Here is a 17,067-nt window from a genome sequence, read left to right as displayed (position 1 = left end):
TGCGTCCGCGATCAGAGGCTGATCCGGTGGCCCTGATCCAGCTCGGCCTGGGCGGCTGCGCGCAAGGCATCGAGCCATTGCTGTAGCTCGGCGCTGTTGGTGATCTGGCTCATCGGGCAGATCACCTTGAGGGATAAGGCCGCTACCACCGTGATCGCTGCAGGCGCCGGGGCGTCCTTAGGAGCTGCCAGAGCCGCCATGTGTTGCAGCTGTTTGGGCACCTCGTCCGCCCGGTAGCGGTTCAGCCTCAACAGCGCAGTACCCGGCTTGCTGGCGCCTTGCACTTCAGCCTTGGCCTGAGCTGTGGGGGCGAGCACCTGAGATTGCTGCTCCTCATCGAGCTTCTGGAAATCGGTATCGGCCTTGAGCCGTGCTTCCTGCTCAGCGATCTGCTGCAGGGCATCAGCCTGGGCCTGTTGCAGCCGTTGCTCCAACTGCTTCTGCAGGTCGGCCATGGCGCTATTGGCCTGGGGGATCAGGCCGCCGGCATAGGGCGTCTCGCTGCTGAGCAAGGCCCGTAGTGGTTGCACCAGATCAGCCGGAAGATCGGCGAACTCATCGCTGTAGCGGGTCTCGAATGCCTTCACCTGGTCGTACACCACCTTCTGGTTGCCATTGAGGAACTGCTTCAGGGGGGTGAGTAGGTCTTCTTCGGCATCGAGCCAGCTGTCCTTGAAGGTGTCCAGCTGGTTGAGCAGGTAGCCGTCGTCCTTCTTGGTCATCGCCTCAGCCTGCTCGGCCCAGGGCTTCAGCGCAGCAAGGAATCCATAGGTGCCGGCCTGAGAGGCCAGATCGCGTAGGTTCTGCGCTTCCTCGCGCATCGCCATCCGAAAGGCTTCGCAGGTGCTGCGCGCATCGGTGCCGGGGCTCTGCACGTTGAACAGGTCCTGGTGGAACCTCTTGAGAGCATTGATCGTGCTGGTGTCGTACACCTCCTGTTTGCGCACGCTCACGCCGCCCAGCTTGCGGCTGTTGGTGAGCGCATCGATCACCTCCACGCTGCTCAGCAGTTCCTTCTCCCGCAGCTCCAGCTTCCCGAGCCGATACAACCGCGCGATGAAGGTGAGCGTGGCCCAGTTGCTCCAGCCGTAAGGCCGCGCCTCAAACCTGCGCACCAAGTCGTCTGCGCTCAGGCGCTCGCCCAGCTTCTGCTGGCGCTCCACCTCCACCAGCACCTCCTGCTCAGCCTCCGACAGCTGCACCGCCAGGCCATCGAGCAAATCGTCCTGATCTTTCACCACCGCAGCCACGGTGGTTTCACTGAACGCCCCGTGCACCATCTTCAGCTTGGAGAACGCCGAGCGGATCAGCTCCTGGTAGGCCTTGCTGAACCGGGTTCTCGGATCGCCTTCCCCAACCGAGAGGGTCTGGCCGTTCACCACGAGCGCAGCCGTTCGCAGTTGCTCTTCGGCCAGGCGGGTGATCTCCTGGCGGCGTGCACCGCTCTGCTTGGCGCGAATCGCCAGGATGGCGTTCAAGGCTTCGTCTTCGCTGCCGCTGTTCTGGCGCACGTAGAGGTCGGTTTTCAGCTGGCTGCGGATCTGCTCCAGCAGCCGCTCCTTGCCCGGTAACACCGCCATCAGTTCGGTGCCGCCCATGTTGCGGCTGTGCAGGATCGCCTCATTGCCGTAGTTGGGGTGCTCCGGCGTCACCAGGTTCACGGCCACATCGGTGTCCTTGCCCTTGATCAGACCGTCGTCGATCTTCTGGGAAAATGAGTAGTCATTGCCGTTGTCCTCAAAACGGATCTTGTTGCTGCGCAGCACGTCGTCAAACACAATCCGGTGCAGGGCCTTGATCACTTCTGAGTCGGACACCTCCGTGCGCTTGATCTCCTGTTCAACGTCCTTTTCTTTGTCGGTGAGGAATTCATAGACCTCACCACTGCGCTGCAGGTAGCTCTGGCTCTCCAGGTTGATCAGCGCATCCTTCACCGCCTGCTCATGGGCGCGGATATCAAAGTTGGGCTCATTGATCAGCAGGATCGCGATATTGCGTGCCGTGCTTTTGAACTGCGGCACCCACTTGAGCAGGAATAGGGCCTTGAGGATGCGCAGCTCCAGCTCGCCCACCTGGTTCTGGGCGGTCACCATGGTCTGCTTCTTATCGCTTCGGATCACATCATTGATGCCGTCATAGAGCTGATCGAAGCTGGCCAGCCGCCCCACAGGCATCTCCTTGATTGCCTTGGCCACCTCCTGAAACACCGAGAGCATCGAGCGCTCTCCGACCGCCATGTTCCGACCTTCAAAGATGCTGTGGGTGGCCAGACTCTGGATCGCCTGCTGGAACAGGCTCAGCTGGTAGGGATGGAAGGGGTAAAGGCCGCAGAAACCTTGGCAATCACTCCAGCCCTTGAGTTGGATTGAACCGTCACCGAATCGGAACAGGGTAGTGAAGTTCTCCTTCTCCTGCTCGTAAATGCTGATCAGCTGCTCTGGTTCCTGTGGGTCTTTTTCAAGAAGGCGCCGCTGAATCACCTCCTGAACGTCGGCACTTGCAAGGTTCATCTTCGTCTTGAAGCGACCTTGAATGCGGCTGAGATCGTCTGCTTGCTCAAACTTTACCTGGCCCAGAACGCCCTCTAGGTCAGCCTGGGAGGTGATGAACACGGTGGCCCGACCGTTCGTGGCGGTGGCCAGGCTCTCCACAACGGTCTGGAGGTTGAGCAGGCGACTGCGTTCCTGGCCAATAAACTGACCAGCCTCATCCACGAAGAAGTTGAGCCGAAAACCAGGGGGCTGGCTGTCGAGGTACTCCTTCACACGTTGACCAAAGTCCTCGATCGACAACTTGAAGCTGTCTTTGGCATCGTCAATAATCCTGATCGCATCACTCTCGCTCACCCCAGAGTGGATGGAGTAGGCCTTGGCGAACTCGCTTTTTGTGGCCGTTAGAACAGCTTTTCTGTCGTTTTCCCAGTCAGACCCTATGATTTCACGGTAGGTCTTCTTGAAAGAGTCAAGCTTCCCTCGCTTGTCGAGATCATATTCAAACTGGGCGATGTAGCCTTGCTTGCCATAATAGCCCTGTAGTTCGTTGAGAACCTTGAAGAAAACATCCAGAATCGGAGATTCCTTGTCTCCGCCCTTGGTGTCGAACTTCTGGTCAATGTTGAACAGGATGCTGCGAGCTGGGATTGCCGTAGCTTTCTTTAGGTCCGCCCGGAGGATTTCGTCGCCCACCTTGGGCAGAAGGATTTCGGCTGGGCGGTGTCCCTGTTCTCCCACGCGTTTCTCGCTGTCGAGCATCAGCGAGAGCATCTTCAGCAGGTGCGATTTGCCCGAACCAAAGAAGCCCGAGATCCACACGCCATTGGCCGTGGGGTTGTGCAGGTAGGCGTCGGTGAAGGCACCCAGGCCCTTGCTCACCTCGCGGGTGACGACGTACTCGTCGAGTTCAACCTGGAGATGGCGCTCGTCATCAGCCTTGATCACCCCATCGATCGGGCGATCAACCGGCTTGGCGAAGAGCTCGCGGATGGCTTTGAAAGTCATGAGCTCTTGATGTCGAAGTAATCGAGGTTGGTGGCGCGGTAGTGCGGGTTTTCGATCTTGCTGGCTGTCGTGGTGCCGAAGAGCCGTAGGTAGGAACCGCCGTCAGCATCCTGGGAGTATTCACCGGGGAAAAAGACAACCACTGGATGGCGCACCATCGCTGGCTGCAGCGCCTCGAGAATCGTGTGGGTACGCAGGAAGGGATAGATCCGGCCTGACCCCGTGATCAGGCTGACCTGGGTGTCCTTCCCCAGCGCCTCCATCAACTTCGGCACCAACGCTTCAGTGGGCTCTGCCACGTTCTGCAGAGTGTCGAACAGATCGCCCTTGCTCCAGCTCGGCTCCCGTTGCAACACCTTTTGGAGCCACCCCTCCGCCTCCAGCAGCTGCAGCACCAGCTCAAACAAGTCGACGTGCTTCACCCGCAGGCCCTGCTTGCGCAGGTACTGCTCTGCCCCCTTCACCACCACCCGCAGCTGGTCTTCGTCGGCGGGGCTGTAGGTCTGGATGAAGATCGGCACCTCCTTGGCCACGCCCCGCATCTCGAGAAACTCGGGACGGGTGAGCACCTCCTGCAGGCGCTTGTCGAGGCCGCTGACGCTGCTCATGCCGCCTTCCTCCTGCTCGGAGAAGCCTTCTTGGCTCCAGGCTTGCTGGTCCCCTTCGCTGCGGACTTGGCTGCAGACCTGGGTCCTGGTTTTGCCGTTGTCCTGGGAGATGCCTTCGCCGCGGTAGACGCGCTCATGCTCTTGGCGGGTTTGGCCGGTCCGTGGACCAGGAATCCAACCAGCAACGCTGGATCGTCGCTGGCCACCAGCTCCTGAACTTGCGGCGATAGGAGCGGTCGCTGCACGGTGCCAAGGGTTCCGCTCTTGCCCGCCTTGCCGGCCAAGAGCCCTGCTTCCCTGAACATCTGCAGCAGCGCGGATCGCACCTTCTGCTGGGATGAGGGTGCCAGGGCTCCCAGCTCGGGGTGATCACGCTCACGCTCCTCATAGAAGGCCGCCATGTCCGAGCGACGCAGCACCGGATCCAGGCTGCTGAGCTTCTCCAGCAGCACATCCCGGCTCAGGTCGGCTGCGATCTGGATGCGCTTCAGCACCGCCAGCCAGGCCATGGCGCTGCGCTCCTCGCTCGTCCCCCGCGCTAGAAGCTGCAACTGAGGGTTGGTGAGGCCCTGAAGCCGCTGCCGAAGCTCCGACTCAAGCCGTTTCCCCGAGCTGGCGGAACGGGCCTGCAGGGCATTGCGCTCCAGCACCGCGGTTTTGGTGCGGCCCCAGTCGCCGTCCTCCTCCAGGTGGATGGCCGCGATCACAGCCGCCAGCTCAGGCCTGAGCCCTGCCGCCGTGAAGCTCAGGCAGTAGCGGGGCGGCTGCGGGACAGGACGGGGCAAGGAAACCAGCTGGCAGCGCCTGGGGAATCCTGGCACCGCGCAGGGCACAGTGTTAGCCAAGAAGCCTGTCTCCGTGAGGGTTTGTTAGCTGGAGCCTATGGCTCGCGGGCCGTGTCTGATTGATTTCTCATGCGAACAAGGAAAACTATGCACAGAGCGCATTGAATCGCTGCTTCGAGGTACCTGACGGCCCGACCTCCTGCCTGCTTGGGTCGCCGAAGCGCTGTCGGAACAGGGGCTGGATAACGGATTCTCTCCGGGGCGGCGCACACCCTCCGCATCCCTCGGCCAGTCCTCACGCCGTGTCAAGGATCAGGCCATTCGCCCCTGGACGCTCTGTCTCGAGGCAGCCTTGCCGTGGTGCTGTAGCCAGGCCCCCTTGCTGATGCCATCGCCTCAGCCATCGCCTCAGCCATCGCCCGATACCTGTTCCTGCTGCCGGGATGGCGAGTCGCCAGCGCCCCATCCCCGCCGCTGCATCACCGTGGTTCTGCACCACCACCTGCGCGATCGGGTGCGAGTGGTGCGCATCTCTCGCCGGGAGCACGAGATGGGCACCTGCCCGCTGGGGCACCTCAGCCTGGATGCCACAGCCGATGGCGAGCCCTGCCTGCTCGATCAGCTGCCGGCAGCCCAGGCCACCGCCCTGCGGCTCACGGTCCTGGAAGGTGGAAGGCCTGTCGCTCCAGCAGGCCGCCGAGCGGCTCGCGATCAGCGCCATGTCGGTGATGCGTGCCCAGAAGAAGGCCATCGCCGCCCTGCGCCAGCAGCTCTCTGGTGGGTGCTGAGCCCTGTCATTCAGGTCTGCTCCAAGACCAACATGGAGAGCGGCCACCAGCCGCTGCCGCCTTCGTCGTAGACCAACTCCACCATCGGATCGTCCCCGGGAGTCTCGGCTGCAAGGCTGATCACCGTGGCGCTTGGAGGCGGTGATCCGCGTGATCGACGACCAGCTCAGCCAGCCCGGCCAGAGCCTGGAGCAGATGATGGGCAGCGAACTCGATGCCGCCAAGACGATCAGCAGCCTTACCCTCTTTGCGTCCGCCGGGCTTCAGAGCGCCACTGCAGTGCTGGATCGGATTGGGCGGCGTTGTTCACTCACTATGAAGCTCCTTAGGAGTTTGCTGAAAAACCCGGCCATCTCTGCGAGAATGGGCCAGCTGTCCAGCCCAGATGCGAGGTCAACGGGAGCGCAGCGGCTCCCTGTTCTCCTACGTGTCGATTGAGGATCGGATCCCGGCCGGCCATCCGCTGCGGCGGATCCGCAAGCTGGCCGATCAGGCCCTCGATCGCCTCAATCCCACCTTCTGTGATCTGTACGCCGCAGAAGGCCGGCCATCAGTGCCGCCGGAGCAACTGCTGCTGGCCTCGTTGCTGCAGGCGTTCTACGGCATCCGCTCGGAGCGGTTGCTGCTCGAGCAGCTCCACTACAACCTGCTGTTCCGCTGGTTTGTGGGGCTGAGCCCAGATGATCCGATCTGGCATCCCACCACATTCACAAAAAACCGGGAGCGGCTGCTGAACGAGCAGGTGATGGGGAAGTTCCTGGAGAAGCTGATGGGTGCTCCGGAGGTCAAGCCGCTGCTCAGTGACGAGCACTTCTCCGTCGATGGCACCTTGCTGCAGGCCTGGGCCTCCCATGCCTCACTGGAGCGGATCGATGGGCAGGACGATCCGCCGCCACCGCCGTCAGGCCCTGGCGAGGGTTTTGGCGCTCCAAAGCCCGGCAAGAAGCGAGCGAAAGGGGATTTCCGAGGCATCAAGCTCAGCAACAAGACCCACCGCTCCGGCAGTGATCCCGACGCCTTGCTGGCCCGGAAATCCAACGCCCACCCGGCTCAACCGAGCTACCGGGGTCATGTGCTCATGGACAACCGCCATGCCCTGATCGTCGATTGCAAGGTCACGCAAGCCACGGGCACCGGGGAGCGGGATGCCGCCAAAGCCATGGCCGCGGATCGTCCCGGTGCCCACCAGAAAACCATCGGTGCCGACAAGCACTACGACACCAGGGGCTTTGTCGCCGAGATGCGCCGCATCGGCGTGACGCCGCACGTGGTGCAGAACACCGCCCGATCTGGTGGTTCCGCCATCGATGGCCGCACCACCCGCCACGTGGGCTACGCCAAGTCGATCCATGCCCGCCGCGGCATCGAGAAGGTGTTTGGCTGGATCAAACAGTGGGGAGGTCTGCGCCAGTTCAAGCTGCGCGGCACCGAGAAGGTGAGTGCGGTGTTCGGCCTGAATGTGATCGCCTACAACCTGATCCGCCTGGGCAACCTGCTCAAACCGGCGATGGCGGCGGCGTGAACAGGTGGTTGCCCAGAAGTGTGCCCAGACGGCAGTGATCAGGGAGCCCCAAAGGGGCAAAACACACCAAAAGGGGAGCTCTGAGCCGCTGAAACTCTGAAAACCAGACCGAAATGAGCTGCACCAGCTCTCAGGAGGGAAAAACGCTGCTTCTCAGGCGGTTTTTCCGCAAACTCTTAGAGTCCCACCAGCAAAATCCCCTGGTTGAACACCTTGTCACGATCAACCTCCGCGTGGATTTATAGAGTGCAACTTAGGACACCTATCTAATCGTCGCCGCGCAACCAGGGCATCACACAGAGGCCAAAACAGACCTACTGCCTTGTATCGCCACGCGCATCTACGACCTTCATCCTGTTCTCAATCAGGAGTGGTGAGCCCGCTGGACCTTTTCTGCGGAGCCGGTGGAGAAGCAACTGCAAAGGGCGCTGCTCAATCGCTGAACCTAGGCAGCGGGTACCCAGTGTTCCACGTGCAGGCCAGTCACCTGGGATAGCTCGTGCAGGTAGTTGGTGATCAGCGTGGCTTGCTGGCTGAGAGCATGGGCGGCGATCATCGTGTCGAGCGAGCCGATCGGAGTGCCACGGCGTTCCAGATTCGCCCGTAGATCGCCATAGGCCCAGACAGCAGGCTCGTCAAACGGCAGGATCATCAAGGGGGCGAGAAACATCTCCAGCGCTTGGTGATTACGGGTCGAGCCGCTTTGGGCCACCCCGAAAGCCATTCAGCAGCCACCACACTGCAGAGGCCGATCTCACCCATGCGGAACTGCTTGAACCGCTTCACCACCGCCGCTGGCTTGGCATTGATGATGTAGATGCAGATGTTGGTATCGAGCAGGATCATCGGTTGATCGCATCCCGGCTCAAACGCCTCCAGCCCAGCCTCCAGCAGTTGCCAGGGATCGTCGATCGGCAGCAGCAGCACCCCATTGCCGAAACGCTTCACCGCCACCTCTCTGCCACTGAAGCGGTAGTCCTTGGGTAGGCGCACCGCCTGGCTCCGGCCCGACTTCAACAGCTTGGCGGAGCCCGATGATTCTGCGCACGATTGCTGGCAGCCTCAACAACGGCGATCAGCTCAGCAGCTGTCGGGCAAGAGCCAGAACGACGGGATCCGGCCGGCAGAGCAGCCACAGCGGTCCAGCGCAGGTGAGCGTCAACTGCATCGGGGCGGCTGAACAGTGGGCGGAGTCAAGCTCGTCATGGCGCAGCACCAGGCCATCGAGCAGTTCCTCCTCCAGCAGTTGCTGCCGATGGGGCAGGCTGCGCATGGGCAGACGGATCCACTGCACCACCAAGCGGGGCGGAAGCAGCGGCAGCAGCAGCGGCTCCAGCTCAGCCGCACCACCGAGCCGCAGCACCCCGCTGCTCAGTCGGTGATGGTTCACCCCTCGGCGCAGCAGGCGCAGCCAGGGCGCATCGCCGTAACGGCGGCCAGGGGGAAGGCAGCGGTCGCTCTGCAGGCCCAGGTCGTTGGCCACCCGTCGGTACCTCCGGCTTGCCGTCGGCTGCGACACCTGCAGCAGCTCGGCTGCCGCCTGGGTGCTGCCGGTGAGCTCCAGCATGTCCACCAGCACCAGATCCCGCAGCATCTCCGGAATCCGGTAAGCGTCAGCAGTGGGATGGCGGGGCATGCGGCGGCGGCGCGGTGGCCCTGCCAGTGTTCGGCGGCCTGGCCCGCGCCGGCGCGTGGATCCTGCGAACGACAGGCAGTCTCCACCGTTGATCCTGATGCCTGCATCGCGACCGGCTCATCGTGCTTCGCAGGAGGGGATGGCAACTGTGATGCAACCCATGCACGATGGAGCGATGAGCACCAGCCCCCTGCGCTGCCACCTGCTGATCGGTCCCCCCGGCAGTGGCAAGACCACCCTGGCCCATGCGTTGGCGCCACTGCTGTCAGGTGCCGGTGGCGAGCCGGGGCTGGTGCTCTCCACCGATGCGATCCGCGCCGAGCTGTTCGGCGATGCGGCCGTGCAGGGCCCCTGGGATGAGATCCGCGCCCTGCTGCTGCGGCGGTTGCATGGCGCCGTGGAGGCGGGCACACCGGTGATCATCGATGCCACCCACGCCCGCCGGCCCTGGCGGCTGCTCTACACCCAGGGGCTGCAGCTGCCCCGTCCGGTGGAGTGGATCGGCTGGTGGCTCACCACGCCGCTGGAGCAGTGCAAGGCCTGGGCCCTGCGGCGCGACCGCCCAGTGCCCGAGGCGGTGATCGAGGAGTTCCACGCCAGCCTCAACCACAAGACATTCAAGCCCGATCGGTCGGAGGGTTTTGCGGTGATCGTCGCCCTCAACCCGGCAGCGGGCGAGGGGGATACCGCGGATCTCAGCAGGCGCCTGGCGGCCCTCGATGGCCGCATCCGCAATTCCCTCAACCGCCAACGCAGCAAGGACTCCCAGTGCCATCGCTATTCGCGACTGCTGGATCTGGAGCGGCTGCTGTTCCTGATCCGCCTGCTCACCAGCTTCAACGGCCTCGACGAGAACGACCCGGGCACGGCCTCGGCGCTGATGCAGATCTGCAATCCCCCGCCCCGGGGGGATCTGGCCGAACGGGCCGCCGCCTACCTGGCCAGCTGGAAGGAGGTCCATGGCGGCAACAGCGACGGCTATGGCGATGCAGCCGCCATCCGCGGTGACCTGGCCTGGCTGGAGTCCAACGGCTTCTTCCGCCTCGATTGGCAGGGCGATCGACCGATCCTGTTGGCGCCGGCCGCAGAGCTGGCAGGCAGCAGCGTGCATGGCGGCAGTCCAGCCCTGGCTGATGCGGCCACCTTCCGGCGGGTCTTCACTCTCTTGCGCCACATCCTCAAGGAACCCTTCGACGCGCCCGATCCCACCGATTCTGCCCCTGGCCAGAATTCCGCCCCTGCCAAGGAGTCCGCTGTGCCACCGCGCCGCAAGCGCGCCAGGCGATCCAGCAGCGAGTACGGCCCCCTCTACCGCCATCTGCTCGGCCGCATGGGGGAGATCGAGGGCGCTTATGCCGCCGACGATGAGGCCGTGCTCCGCTACGACCTCGAGCACGCCCTGCGGCCCTACGGCTTTCTGCCCCGGGTGAAGGGCAGGCCCCACAGCCTGCGGCAGGGGTATGCGATCGGCAGTGCCCTGCTCTCAGCCGATCAGCTGCTGGAGGTCCATGCGCTGCTCAAGGCTTCGCTCGATCGCCTCAGCGATCAGTCGCAGAAACCTTTGCTGCTCACCCTGGAAGATCGCCTCAGGCGCGCCGGCCTGCTGGATGCAGCCGGCGTGGCGCCTGGCCAACGCCATCCCAAGCGGGCCCTGGCCAACCGCTCCTTCACGGAAGAGCGACAAGGCTCCCTGGCCGATCCCCAGCTCACACCGCGGCTGGAACGGGCGATCCGTGACCGCCGCCGTGTCTGGCTGCGTCACCGGCCCGATCCGGTTGATCAGGCCCGCAGACAGCGGGGGGATGACGGCCGTTTCCGCGCCTGGCCGCTGCAGCTGCTGTTCCACAACATCAGCTGGTATCTGGCCTTCGAGACCTTTCATTTCGGCCGCAGCGACGGTCTTGGGCTGATCCGCATCCTGCGCCTCGATCGCCTGGTGCTGCTCAACGAAGACGGCAACACCCGCCGCAGCAACGAGGCCGAGCACAACCAGGCGATGGAACGCCTGCAGCGCCTGCTGCACGTCTGTGGTGGGCTGTATTTCGGGGAATCCATCGAGGAGCAATTGGCGGTGATGCCGCAGCAGACACGACGATCCGAGCCAGGCCACCGGCCGGAAGGCGCTGATCCCTACAGCCTGCTGCGTTTCTCCTGCAACGCAGCGGTGTTCCGGCTGATCCGCGAGGAGCCGCGCCGCTTCCCGCCGGAGCACACCGCCTACTCCCGCCCCCTCGGCGGTGAAGCCGACTTGGAGCCCGGGCCGAGAGACAGCTTGGATCCCAATCCCGCCGGTGACAGCCACCCCTACCCGGTGGAGATCCGCCTGCCGCGATGGACCCTGCAGCACGACTGGGACCTGCGCACCTGGCTGTTCCGCTGGGGCGCCGGCATTCGCATCGAGCAGCCCATCGAGTTGCGGGAGATACAGCTGCAGCAGGCCCAGGCGGTGGTGGATCTCTATACCAACTAACGCAGAAGCCAAAAGATGATGACGATGGCGTAGAATATCAAGCCAGGATCATTTAGACAAGTTGTTCCCACTCGGAGTCGCTGATCTCATCGGCAATCCCGAGCTCTTCTGCAGCGGATTGTACATATGTATCAATGGATGAAAGAATCGAGTCCTGAGCCTTTGCGGCAATCTGCTGAAGCTGTTCTTGTGTCATTGCTCGGCCGTGACGACGTAGTCAGGATGATAATAATCTTTGTCATTATAACACGCACATTCCCCGCGACGGTCTCTCAGGCTTTGCTGAGGCGTACTAATCCATTTGGCCAATGGCGGCCTCCAGCCCATCGATCACCGCCAGCAGAAAGGGCAGATCGAGGCTGTCGATCGTGTCGCTGGAGCGGTGGTAATTCGGGTTGCGCAGGAAGGAGGTGTCGGTCACCATCACAGCGTTGTAGCCCGCATCCCAGAAGGGGCTGTGGTCGCTCAGGCGCACATCCGGCAGCAGCCGTCCCTTGAACGGCACCGGAAGCACCTTCGTCGTCACGTGGGCACCCATGCCGCGGCTGAGGCCAGGCAGCAAGGCCGCCGCGCCGGTGTTGGCCACCAGTGCAATGAAGTCACCGCGGCTGCCGTACACAGCCCGCATCGCCTTCAGGGGGTAGTTCTGCTGCTTCGCCGTGTAACCCAGCATCTCCAGGCTCAGCATCAGGTGCAGAGGCTGAGCGCTGTCCCTCAGCTGCCGAGCCAGGGCACGGCTGCCGAGCATGCCCCACTCTTCCTGGTCAAAGGCCACCAGCCACACCGGCCGCCGCGGTGGCGTCAGCGCCCAGCGGCGGCCCAGTTCCAGCAGGGCCGCCACGCCGGTGGCGTTGTCGTCGGCACCGGGGGAGCCCAGCGGCCCGTCGTAATGGGCGGCCACCAGCAGCGGCGGCAGCTCATGGCGCCGTCCGGGCAGCCGCAGGATCAGGTTCACACCGGCATCTGCCCCCTCCCCGAAGCAGTGCTGATCCACCGGACCGAAGGCCTGCAGCCGCTCCAGCACAACGCTGCGCACCGCCATCAGCCCCAGCGCATCCCAGCGGGCATGGCGCGGACGGGCGAGCAGCTGCAGATCAGCCAGCACCCGCTGAGACGCTGACTCAGCAGCCGAGGATCCGGAATCGACTGGGGTGGTGGCTGACATCACTGGACAGGCTCTCTGCCCAAGGAGTCTTCCGCGATCCGCTCTGCCCGGCAGGCGTGCAGGCACGAACGACGGATCGCCCGCTCGTCATTCGCATGACACGCGCACAAGTTTTCCATTCAGCCCGGAAGCTGGTGTCATCACGTCGATCCACCAGCCATGACCACCACCCTGCTCGATCAGATCCTGGCGATCGCCAGCCCCTTCGATGACGCCTTCGACGCGGAGCTGCTGCCCTGCGGTCCCACCATCGAGCCCCTGCCGATCTGGACCCACTGCGGACGGCGCATTGATCTGGAGGCCCGCTGCATCGGCTGGCGGCCCCTCGGCCTGCGCCGCGCCATCAGCGATGCCGAGGCCGTCTGGAACGGCACGGATGACGCCGCCTGGGAGCTGGAGGCCTGCCCGGCCTGAGGGCCCGTGCTTCGCGGGAGGTGCGGCGATCCCCGGGCGCACCCCCGACAGGCTCTGATTCACAGCGTTCTTCCAGCCATGCTCTTCTCCAGTCCCGAGGCCCGCAGCCTCCTGGCCAACCGTCACCGCCGTACCCCCTGCGTGCTGCTGCTCGACACCTCCTGGTCGATGGAGGGCGAGAAGATCAGCCGGTTGAACGCCGGCTTCCGCGCTTTCCGCGACGACATCCTGCGCAACCCCATGGCCGCCCAGAGCGTTGAGCTCTGCGTGATCAGCTTCGGGCCAGTGACAGTGCAGAGCGAGTTCGCCCTGCTGCGCGAGATGGCCCCACTGCAGCTGGAGGCCGATGGCATCACCCCCCTCAAGCAGGCTCTCGAGCTGGCGATGCTCAAGGTCACCGAGCGCAAGCAGACCTACCGCGAGCACGGCATCAGCTACTACCGCCCCTGGATCTTCCTGCTCACCGATGGGGAACCCACCGACAACGAAGGGGGGTTCTCCAGCAGCTACCGCCAGCTTCTGCAGCCCCTGCAGCTGGCGGCGACGGAGAAGAAGTTCACGCTGTTCACCATCGGCATCGACGTCTCCGAGCAGGGCCGGGAGGTGCTCAGCGAGCTCAGCCGGCCGTTCGGCGGCCGCTGTCTCGACCTGGCCAACCTGAAGTTCGAGGAGATGTTCCTGTGGCTCTCGGGCAGCCTCAGCCGCGTCTCCCAGTCGGCACCGGGTGAGGCGGTGCAGCTGGTGGATCCCCGCAGTGGCGACGACCTCTACGACGGCTGGGTGTTGTGACCCGGCTGCCCCGCTGCGTGGGGGCCACGATCCGGGGCGAGCGACACGTCGCCCGGGGCGAACCCTGCTGCGATGCCCTCTGGATCCCGCCCCGCCGCTCAGACCTGGCGGGGTTCGTGATCTGCGACGGTGCCGGTGGTTCCGCAACCGTGGCTCGGGCAGCCGCGGCTGGGGCGCGAGCGGGCGGGGCTGCCCTGCGGCTGCTCCACCGTGCCCTGCGCCGTGAGCTGGCCAACGGTGGACCGGCAGTGCTGGCGCCAGCGCTTGTGGCACCTGGACTCAAAGCACGGTTTCTGGCTGCCTTCCGCCATCGCAGCAGCGCCGGCCATCGCCCCGGCGGGCCAAGGGCCGATCACACCCTTCTGGGTTGCCTGTGGGACCGTCAGCTGTTGCTGCTGGCGCGGGTGGGCGATTCCAGCCTGCTGCTGCGCCGCCAGGGCCGTTGGCAGTTGCCGCTGCCGCCCGCCAAGGGTGACTACGCCAACGAGACCTGCTTCCTGCGGCCCAGCACCGGTCCGGCGGATCTTGATCTGTGGTGCACGGCGGCGCCATCGGTGGAGGCGGTGATCGGCTTCTCCGATGGCCTGGAAGCGGCCTTCCTGGCCCCCGCCGCAGGAGAGCCGGAACGGCTGCATCCCAATCACCAGCTGGCCGACCTGGTGCTGCGGAAGCACCAGCGCCGCCAGGGCTGGCGTGGCTACCGGCGCTGGCTGACCCGATCGCTGGCAGATCCCGCCATCCAGGCGTTGAGCGACGACGACCGCACGTTGGTGATGGCCGCCCGCTGATCAGCGCTGACTCCACGATGCAGCACATCTTTCTCAGCGATGGCGGCCACGCCGTGGCACTCCCCGCCGGCCGCAGCGGCCGCATCGGCGCCGGCGGTCAGGGCCAGGTGTTCCGTGCCGCCCTGGCTGGCCGCACCGTGGCGGTGAAACTGCTGCGCCAACCCGATGAGGAGCGGCTGCGGGCGCTGCAGCTGCTGGAGCCCCGCTGTGCTGGCTTCGCGGCCCTGCCTCAGCAGCTGCTATACAAAAAGCTGCCCACGGGTTGCGGTCCGCTGGCGGGTTACGCCATGCGCCTGATCGAGCCCGCCACCAGCGTGTCGGCGGTGCGGCTGTTCAACTTCGAGGAGATCAGCCGGCTGCGGCGCTACAGCTGGCACGACGCCGTGCTGGCCGCCCTGCGACTGGCAGAAGCGGTGGCGGAGCTGCATCGCCATGGGGTTGTGATCGGCGATCTCAATCCCGAGAACGTGGTCTTCGAACAGGGGCAGAGCACGGCCGAGCCGGCGATCCTCCGGGCGGTACTGCTCGACAGCGACAGCTTCCAGATCGAGGCGGCCGGCGGCCGGCGCCATCCCTGCCCGGTCAGCCGCGCCCCCTACACCGCCCCCGAGCTGATCGGCTGCGACTTCAACCGCACCTGGCGCCAGCCGGCCAGCGACGCCTTCTCCCTGGCGGTGCTGATTCACCAGCTGCTGCTGCACGACCACCCCTACGACAACGCCATCCACAGCAAGGAGCCTGATCTGGCGGTGACGGCCCGGATCCGGCGCGGCCTCTATCCCCATGCCGCAGTCGTCCCCGATGGGTTGCAAGCCAGCCCATTCCGGCCGGCGCCACGGCAGGTGTCGCTGGAACTGGATCAGGCATTCCGCCGCAGCTTCTCTCCATTTCCTGGGCTCAGGCCCACGGCCTCGGAATGGGTGCTGCTGCTGCGCCAGCTCCACGGCGAGGTGGTGCCCTGCCATCGCAATCCCCGTCACCACCATCCCCGCGGCCAGGCTTGCCTGTGGTGCGCCGTGGAACAGCGGCTCGGCCAGCCGTTCTGCCGCTACTCGCCGGCGACACGCCGGACGCGGATCACGGAGCGTCCGCAGACGCCACCGCTTGATCCCGCCTCACCAGCCGCCGCCCTGTGTGAGCAGCTGGAGGAGCAGCTGGCGCAGGCCCGCGACCTGCTGGGCCGCCGCGACGTCCTGGCCGAGCAATTGCTGCAGCTGGAGCCGGAGCTGCTGACACTGCAGCAGAGCCATGGCCGTGCTCAGGACTGGCTGGATGCCGCCGCCCTGCAGCGGCGCCTCGGATCCCTGCGGCACCGGCTCGGTCGCTGGCTGGGCCGCCGTGAGCGCGTCGAGCAGCGCGAAGCACTGGTGGCGGCATTGACGGCCCTGGCCCAGACCGCGGCAGGCGAGGTCAGCCAGGGGGCAGCGCGGCTGCAGCATCTGCGGCTGGCGTTGCTCGAGCAGCTGGCCGGCATGGACGTCACCGCCGTGGCTGACGCGACGGCCAGTCAGCAGGATCCCGCTGAGGTCGTTGCGCTGGCATCGCAGCGCGCTGAGGAGCAGCAGCGGCAGCAATGGCTGCTGGAGCACCTTGCCGATCACACGATCCGCAGCTGGCGGGTGGAGGGGTTCGGGGAGGGGCGGCTGGCGCTGCTGGAGCAGCACGGGCTGGTGCGCGGCGACCAGCTCTACCGCCAGATCGAGCGCATCACCGCCCTGCCTGGCATCGGCCGAGGGCTGCAGAACAACCTGCGCCGGCAGCTGAACGCCGTGGTGCGCCAGCTGGATCAGGAGCAACAGGGGCCGCAAGCGGCGCCGGCCATCCGGTTGGAGGATCTGCAACCGCTGGTGCAGGCAGTCGAGCTGCCGATGGCCGAGCGGCTGCAGCAGCTGGAGGCGCTGATGGAGCGCTGGCAGGCCCTGCGGGATGGCAGCGATCGCCTGCGGGGCCGGATGGAGGCACGCCGCCGCGAACGGGACGAGCAGCTGCAGCGGCTGGAAACCCTGTTCTGAATCGTGATGAATCCAGTGGTGACAGCGGTTCTGGCTGTGGTTCGTAGGAGAGCGGCTGCTTTCAGGCGCCATCGCCGCGAAGCTGATGACATCGAGAAGGAGGTGCCATGACCCAGCCCACAGACGCCACTCCCAGTCCCCAGGCGAATGAGCCGCACCGCCCCCGCGGCCGCTACCGCTTCCAGGGCGGCCGGCCCCTCGACCCTGATGCCGGCGTCCATCCCGAGATGGTCGCTGACCAGTCGGTTGAGCGGGTGGCTGCCGAGATCCCCAACAGCCCCCAGGAACTGATCGCCATGCAGCAGAACAAGCCCGAGCGCCCCGAAAAGCCTGAGCGCCAGCAGAGCGCCAAGGTGAAGGAGGTGCTGGATCTGATCGAGAAGCTCGACACCGATGCCGCCGAAGACCAGCAGATCGCCCTGGCCATCGTGCGACACCTGGAGAGCTTCCACGACGATGTGGTGAAGGAGATGCAGGACGACGCCGACGCCAAGCACTCCCAGATCGTCGCCTGGTCGATCGATGCCGACCGGCTGATGCGCAGCCGGCTGCTGCTCGAATCCATCGACCTGGATTGAACGTCGCAGCGATCG

At 65.1% G+C, this 17,067-nt stretch carries 17 protein-coding genes; 9 read left to right on the top strand and 8 right to left on the bottom strand.

The window, feature by feature from the left end; translation table 11 throughout:
• Positions 1-11: 11 nt before the first annotated feature.
• The 4 genes from brxC to H8F24_RS19765 form a co-directional block, all read right to left on the bottom strand.
• Positions 12-3,497: a BREX system P-loop protein BrxC gene (gene brxC / locus H8F24_RS17545; protein WP_197170384.1), complete on the bottom strand. Its 3,486-nt coding sequence runs from the start codon at positions 3,495-3,497 to the stop codon at positions 12-14.
• Positions 3,494-4,105 carry a DUF1788 domain-containing protein gene (locus tag H8F24_RS17540; RefSeq protein ID WP_197170383.1) on the bottom strand — a complete coding sequence of 204 codons (612 nt, stop codon included), beginning with the start codon at positions 4,103-4,105 and terminating at the stop codon, positions 3,494-3,496. Before H8F24_RS17540 ends, brxC begins: the two co-directional genes overlap by 4 nt.
• Entirely contained in the window at positions 4,102-4,890 is a 789-nt protein-coding gene (locus tag H8F24_RS17535) for a BrxA family protein (RefSeq protein WP_197170382.1), read from the bottom strand. The genes H8F24_RS17540 and H8F24_RS17535 overlap by 4 nt, the downstream gene beginning before the upstream one ends.
• Positions 4,891-5,185: 295 nt before the next feature.
• A complete protein-coding gene (locus H8F24_RS19765) occupies positions 5,186-5,611 on the bottom strand; it encodes a hypothetical protein (protein WP_231597943.1) in 426 nt (141 codons plus the stop codon).
• On the opposite strand from H8F24_RS19765, the gene H8F24_RS20300 reads away from it, so the two are divergent.
• From H8F24_RS20300 to H8F24_RS17520, 3 genes are all read left to right on the top strand, one after another.
• A complete protein-coding gene (locus H8F24_RS20300; protein WP_370594838.1) occupies positions 5,559-5,678 on the top strand; it encodes a sigma factor-like helix-turn-helix DNA-binding protein in 120 nt (39 codons plus the stop codon). The genes H8F24_RS19765 and H8F24_RS20300 overlap by 53 nt on opposite strands.
• Positions 5,679-5,810: 132 nt before the next feature.
• Positions 5,811-6,116 carry a hypothetical protein gene (locus tag H8F24_RS17525; protein WP_197170381.1) on the top strand — a complete coding sequence of 102 codons (306 nt, stop codon included), beginning with the start codon at positions 5,811-5,813 and terminating at the stop codon, positions 6,114-6,116.
• Entirely contained in the window at positions 6,064-7,200 is a 1,137-nt protein-coding gene (locus H8F24_RS17520) for an IS5 family transposase (RefSeq protein WP_197169629.1), read from the top strand. Before H8F24_RS17525 ends, H8F24_RS17520 begins: the two co-directional genes overlap by 53 nt.
• Before the next feature lie 445 nt (positions 7,201-7,645).
• Here the strand turns inward: H8F24_RS17520 and H8F24_RS17515 are convergent, their stop codons facing one another.
• The 3 genes from H8F24_RS17515 to H8F24_RS17505 all read right to left on the bottom strand — a co-directional run bounded on the left by H8F24_RS17515 (position 7,646) and on the right by H8F24_RS17505 (position 8,836).
• A complete protein-coding gene (locus tag H8F24_RS17515; protein ID WP_197170380.1) occupies positions 7,646-7,870 on the bottom strand; it encodes a PIN domain-containing protein in 225 nt (74 codons plus the stop codon).
• Positions 7,852-8,193: a type II toxin-antitoxin system VapC family toxin gene (locus tag H8F24_RS17510; protein ID WP_231597942.1), complete on the bottom strand. Its 342-nt coding sequence runs from the start codon at positions 8,191-8,193 to the stop codon at positions 7,852-7,854. Before H8F24_RS17510 ends, H8F24_RS17515 begins: the two co-directional genes overlap by 19 nt.
• Before the next feature lie 82 nt (positions 8,194-8,275).
• Positions 8,276-8,836, bottom strand: a complete 561-nt coding sequence (locus H8F24_RS17505) for a LysR family transcriptional regulator (protein WP_197170379.1) — start codon at positions 8,834-8,836, stop codon at positions 8,276-8,278.
• A gap of 175 nt (positions 8,837-9,011) precedes the next feature.
• On the opposite strand from H8F24_RS17505, the gene H8F24_RS17500 reads away from it, so the two are divergent.
• Entirely contained in the window at positions 9,012-11,306 is a 2,295-nt protein-coding gene (locus H8F24_RS17500; RefSeq protein WP_197170378.1) for an AAA family ATPase, read from the top strand.
• Positions 11,307-11,598: 292 nt separating this feature from the next.
• Here the strand turns inward: H8F24_RS17500 and H8F24_RS17495 are convergent, their stop codons facing one another.
• Positions 11,599-12,471 carry a M28 family peptidase gene (locus tag H8F24_RS17495; RefSeq protein ID WP_197170377.1) on the bottom strand — a complete coding sequence of 291 codons (873 nt, stop codon included), beginning with the start codon at positions 12,469-12,471 and terminating at the stop codon, positions 11,599-11,601.
• A gap of 159 nt (positions 12,472-12,630) precedes the next feature.
• Between H8F24_RS17495 and H8F24_RS17490 the strand changes: the two genes are divergently transcribed.
• The 5 genes from H8F24_RS17490 (at position 12,631) to H8F24_RS17470 (ending at position 17,052) form a co-directional block, all read left to right on the top strand.
• Entirely contained in the window at positions 12,631-12,885 is a 255-nt protein-coding gene (locus H8F24_RS17490; protein WP_197170376.1) for a hypothetical protein, read from the top strand.
• 78 nt (positions 12,886-12,963) lie between these two features.
• Complete coding sequence (locus H8F24_RS17485; protein WP_197170375.1) at positions 12,964-13,674, top strand: VWA domain-containing protein; 711 nt, start codon at positions 12,964-12,966, stop codon at positions 13,672-13,674.
• Entirely contained in the window at positions 13,671-14,462 is a 792-nt protein-coding gene (locus tag H8F24_RS17480; RefSeq protein ID WP_197170374.1) for a protein phosphatase 2C domain-containing protein, read from the top strand. The genes H8F24_RS17485 and H8F24_RS17480 overlap by 4 nt, the downstream gene beginning before the upstream one ends.
• Before the next feature lie 17 nt (positions 14,463-14,479).
• Entirely contained in the window at positions 14,480-16,474 is a 1,995-nt protein-coding gene (locus tag H8F24_RS17475) for a hypothetical protein (RefSeq protein ID WP_197170373.1), read from the top strand.
• Positions 16,475-16,581: 107 nt separating this feature from the next.
• Positions 16,582-17,052 carry a hypothetical protein gene (locus tag H8F24_RS17470; RefSeq protein WP_197170372.1) on the top strand — a complete coding sequence of 157 codons (471 nt, stop codon included), beginning with the start codon at positions 16,582-16,584 and terminating at the stop codon, positions 17,050-17,052.
• The last annotated feature ends 15 nt before the right edge of the window (positions 17,053-17,067 follow it).

The sequence above is a fragment of the Synechococcus sp. CBW1002 genome (assembly GCF_015840915.1).
In the GTDB taxonomy this organism is placed as follows: Bacteria; Cyanobacteriota; Cyanobacteriia; order PCC-6307; family Cyanobiaceae; genus CBW1002.
The sequence above is the reverse complement of the archived record's forward strand: the minus strand, read 5'-3'. Positions and strand labels throughout refer to the sequence as shown.